Below are 4,805 nucleotides of genomic sequence, written 5' to 3' on the forward strand. Positions count from 1 at the left end.
AGCCGCGTTGAACGCCTTCGACATCACCTTCGACGGACGCGTCACCGCCGGCCGCCACTGACATCGACACAACTCGACACCAGCCAAGACACGCGAGAGAAATCTCCACCGTCAAGTTGACACACCCTGGCCAGCGCCAGGCGCGAATCATCGAGGCTAATAGCCGGGGCCGACGGTGACGTCGGGGTCCTGACTCGCGAGACGTTCCTGGCGAGTGAGGTCTTCGAGCCGTTGCCGGAAGGTCGGGAAGTCGGTGATGGTCCTGGTCGGGTCGGTCCGGAGTGAGAAGTCTCGCCGTAGCGCTGCGATCCTGATTCTGAGGTCGTCGTGGGCGGCGGAGTCGTCGAGGCTGCTTTCGATCTCGCGCAGGCGGCTGTCGGCGACCGTGCGACTTGCCCCGTCGCGGTAGTCGTCGAGGAATCCGCGGACGATGCGGCCCATGCGCTTTGCGCGACGGCGTTGAGTTTCGTCGATTGCGGCGTCTTCGAGTAGATCAGTCAGGTCGCTCAAGAGCGCGATGAAGTTGTCCTCCAGCATCCTGATCTCTGCTGGGCGCCTGCCGTCACGCGGGACCTGGTTGAGATGATTGACGACCTCGCGAGCGAAGCCGACCTTGTCGATACTCGCGTCGAAAGCCTCGGTGAAGCTGTCTTTGAGGCAGTCCCACAGCGGACGGCCTGAGTCGAGTCGTGTCTTGACGCCTGTTTCCCTCAGCTTGGCGGCGTCTTCTTCGGCGAGGCCCAGCAGTCGGGTGGCGTAGTTCCGCGCGGCGTAGACGGCGATGCGTGTATGGATGAGATCTTCGATCTCGGTCACGTCACCGGATTTGGTGGACGAGACCACCTTGATGTCATCGGGTGTCGAGGCTGCGCGGTTGGTCGCCCAGGTGTCGAGGCAGACGACGAATTTCGCGTCAAGGACGGGCTTGCGGTTCGCCTCGCTGCGCTTCAGTTTGCCGACGGCCATCCGGCCGGCGTCGTCACCGTCGAGCAGCGCGACGCACGGGGGCTTGATCGGATCGCGTCCGCGGGCGAGGTAGGCGATGTAGGGGACGCTGTCGGCGCTGCCGGCGGGCACGATCGTGACTTCGTTGAGGTCCAGCATCCGGGCGACTTCGGGCCGCCGGATACGCAGGGCGTTGGACATCCCGGCCAGCATCACCTGGTCGGCGGATCCTTCGACGATCAGGTTCTTGCCACCGATGAAGGCGGTCTCGGCAACATAGCTGCCGAGTGAGGAGCGCAGGGGCTCGTAGTGGGTGCGGGCGACGTCCCTGACGACGCGGGTGCCTTCTTCCTGAGCGCCCTTGTCGAGGACGCGCAGCCGATCTGCGGCGTTCTTGTTGATCAGAAAGGGTGAGTGCGTGACATAGATGACCTGGTCGGTCCGGCGCCGGTCGTCGGGGATCGCGAAGTTCTCCAGCACACGCAGGAGGTCCTGCTGGCCGGAGTTCGACAGGTAGGCGTCGGGTTCGTCCATGAGCAGGATCTCGTCGCGGTCCTCGACCGGCCGGTGGGCCCGGAGCTGGACGAAGTAGGCGAGGAAGTGGGTCAGGCCCCGGCTGCGTTCGCCGAATGAGTACTCCGCCCCGGTACGGTCGCGGATCGTGAACACGATTTCACGTTCTCGGGTGGTGACGCGAAGCGTGAAATCGTTGTCCTGGCTCCACCAACGCGACAGGTTCAGATGCCGCGCCAAACTCTCGTTGATCTTGCCCTCAAGGCCGCTGACTTCGCCTTCCTTGCCTTCGTCGATGGCCTTTTGGAGCTCTTTGAAAATGCTTTCGTCGATGCGAGCGACATCGATGAGCAGCTTCTTGGCCAGAGCCCGCGCCTCACGCTGACGTGCTTGCTCGCGGCTGTCCGCCGTCGGGGCGGGACGGCGGAAGAACGACCACAACCGCTGGCCCCACGCTGACACGGCGGCGTCGTTGTCGGCATCGGCTTGCTCGGCGGCTTCCAGGAACTCTCCGCGGACGCGGCGGTCAGCGAGGTACCCAAGCCGACCGCCCCACAGCGACGCGATCGGCACGCTGTCCGGAACGGCGATGCTGGTGGAGAACCGCAGCACCTGCGGCAGGATGACTTCGAGCGCCTTCACCTTCGTCGGCTCGTCGAGTTCGACGATGGCCTCGTCCGCCACGATGAAGGGATGGCCCTCGCCGGGCCGCATGAACAGAAAGGTCTCGCCCACCGCCCTGGTCACGTCGAGCGTCGCCAGCACCTCGGACTCCGCCGGCCGGGTGACCGTGAAGACGGCGCCGACGTCTGGTATCCGGACTTCGTCGGTCTCAACCGAGAACAGCTGCGAGTAGCGACAGAAGTCGCTGCGGGTGACTTCGCGCTTACCCATAACGCACTCGATGGCATCCAGCAGATGACTCTTACCCGACTCGTTCGCGCCGACGATGGCGGTGATCTGCGGGTCGACGTCAAGGCGCACGTGGGGGTACCAGCCCTCCGGCAGGATCTCCCACGTCGCGCGCCGAGCCTTCTCGTTCGCACGGCGCTCGTAGTCGAAGTTGAAAGACTTGAAGAATCTGACGTACACCCGCGTGAGGCGCACCGGCCCTCCTCGGCATCACATTTCGCCTGGCGCCACACGGCAGCCGCGCAACAAGAAATCTAGCCAGGGGGTACGACAGAACGACCGACCGCCCGGCATCGCGTCACCGGCCGGGCGCGAGACGCGGACCGAGAGGTCCCTCCAGATAGGAGAATCCCACCCATAGCGGCGTGGAGGATCATGGCGATGCCCACCGTCGAGAAGATCCACGCTCTATCCCTTGTGGCGCCAGACCGAGTGCGGAAGCGTTAGTCGTCGCCGAGGTCGGCGAATCGTAGACACTGTGGCCTGCCCGAATCCCCGACAGCCTGACTACACCGCCATAGTCAGCCTGCCATGGTCGCACGGGCTGCCGCAGCAGCAGCGAGCAACACGTCGGCTCGGGGATCGACGGAGTCAGCTCTCGCCGCGACACGGACTTGTTCGGCCAGGCTCGCTCCGGACCAGGTGCGTGCGAGTTCCGCAGCGGCGTCGGTTACGCCCGGTTCGCGGAGGAGTTCCAGGATCATCGGCGTGTTTCTGGTCAGGAATTCGCGCACGAGGGCGACCTCGTTGTCGTCGGGTTCGGCTCCGATGGTGAGTCGGCGTACCAGGGCAGCGCCGAAGGTGGGGGTGTCGGCGGCGCTGTGGATGGTGGATATGGCGAGCATGATCCGGAGCCTGGCGAGATCGGCGTCCGGGTCGTTTGACTGGCCGGGGTGGGCGGTGAGGTAGTGGTTGATGGCCTCGTGCCAGTCGCGGGCGTCGGCGTCGGTGGCGAAGGTGCCGTCTGGCCGGGGTAACAGGCCGCCGGTGTGCCGGCAGGCGTAAATCCAGGCCTCGGACACTCCGGCGGCTTCGAGCATCGCGACGGTGACGTTCTCCAACTGGGTGACAGACACCGGTTGCGGAGTGTCGGCCCCGGGATCGAAGAACAGGGGGTCATTTGGGCCGGGCGGACGTCCGAACTTGTCCTCGAACGCTTCCTTCGCGGCCCGGATCCTGTCGACGTCTCCGGGGGCGAGCCGCATGACTTTGCCGTTGCGGGTCTGTACCTGGGTGAATCCCAGGTCGAAGGCCAGCTGCGTCAGCGCCCCGCCAGGTGCGGAGGTGAACATCTGGTCAGCGGCCGGTACCGGCTCGGTGAACGCGGGTAGCCCGTACAGGTGCCCCAGGGTGGTGTCCACGTCTAGTCCGTGTTCGACGGCAGTGAGGATGACGTCGAGGACGGCCGCGAACGGGGAGTCTTCAGCCACTCCGAGCGCCCACGCGTGGGCGCGTTCACCGGCCTCCTGCAGAGGCTCCTCGTCCTTGGCCGCTAGGGCGAGGTAGAGGGCTGGCAGCAGCACCGGCGCCTCGGCGCGGAGATCGAGACTCGTCCTGCGGAGCAGGTGCAGGCCTTCGCGTAGCGCGTCGGCCGCTGTCCCGTCGTGGGGCAGGTCGACCTCGGTGCCGGCCCAGAACGTGGTGATCCGGTCGGTGGCGTCGGCGGGTGGGGTAGGCAGTACGAATCCGGGCGCGGGGCCACGGAGGAACCGGGCGTGGGCGAGGGCTTTGCCGGGCAGGAGTCCGGCCGGCAGTTTCCGCTGGTCCAGTCCCGCGTCTTCGAGGCGGCCGGCGACGAGCAGCATCAGGTCACCGTCGTCGATTGGGAGATCGTGGTCTTCGCTGGCGTGCATCACTTCGTTGACGAAGCGTTCGATGCCCCGCCAGTGCGGTGTTGTTCGCATCAGGCGCAGCCACGCGGTGCGGGCGTTACCGAACTCGTAGGAGTCACGGAACTGGTTGGGCCATGCCGTTCCGAGGAAGAGAGTGTCTAGTGGATCAAGTTCGTGGAACCAGTCGGGGCCGTCGTCCTCGTGTTGGGCCATGCCGAGTCCGCCGTAGCCGAGCGCGTAGGCGCCGGCGAGGCTGAGCTTGCCTGGTCCGTTGAGCCGCAGTATGCGCGCCAAAGCGGCACTGGCCAGCTCACTGGCATCCGGACCGGTGTCTGACATGACTGGGGCTGGGGGTGGCGACGAGACGGTTGACGCCCGGCGCCGACGAGCGGCCTTACCCATGATCGACCTTTCGCCTGGCAACACAACGGACCGATCATAAGGACTTTCGTCCATGGGATAGGTCACCCCGCCGGTAGTACGGCAGCCGCCAATTGCTAGTTGACCAGGGCGTAGTCCCGGTTCAGCCGTGCACGTTGGTGGAACCAGCGTGCACGGGCCTGGTGACGGCGGCGCCAGTTGAGCCAGTGTGTGTCGTGGCCG

General features: G+C 65.8%; 2 protein-coding genes. Both read right to left on the minus strand.

All coding sequences use genetic code 11. From position 1 onward, the window contains the following. Positions 1-156 precede the first annotated feature (156 nt). Positions 157-2,565 (minus strand): ATP-dependent nuclease, encoded by a 2,409-nt coding sequence (locus ABNF97_RS33640; RefSeq protein WP_349341024.1) that lies wholly within the window; start codon positions 2,563-2,565, stop codon positions 157-159. Positions 2,566-2,891: 326 nt separating this feature from the next. Next, positions 2,892-4,541 (minus strand): hypothetical protein, encoded by a 1,650-nt coding sequence (locus tag ABNF97_RS33645; protein WP_349341025.1) that lies wholly within the window; start codon positions 4,539-4,541, stop codon positions 2,892-2,894. Positions 4,542-4,805 lie beyond the last annotated feature (264 nt).

The organism is Plantactinospora sp. B6F1 (assembly GCF_040120695.1).
Lineage (GTDB): Bacteria > Actinomycetota > Actinomycetes > Mycobacteriales > Micromonosporaceae > Plantactinospora.

Coding starts and splice junctions, on each gene's coding strand:
- ABNF97_RS33645 (WP_349341025.1), bottom strand. CDS start 4,541: ATGTCAGACACCGGTCCGGATGCCAGTGAGCTGGCCAGTGCCGCTTTG.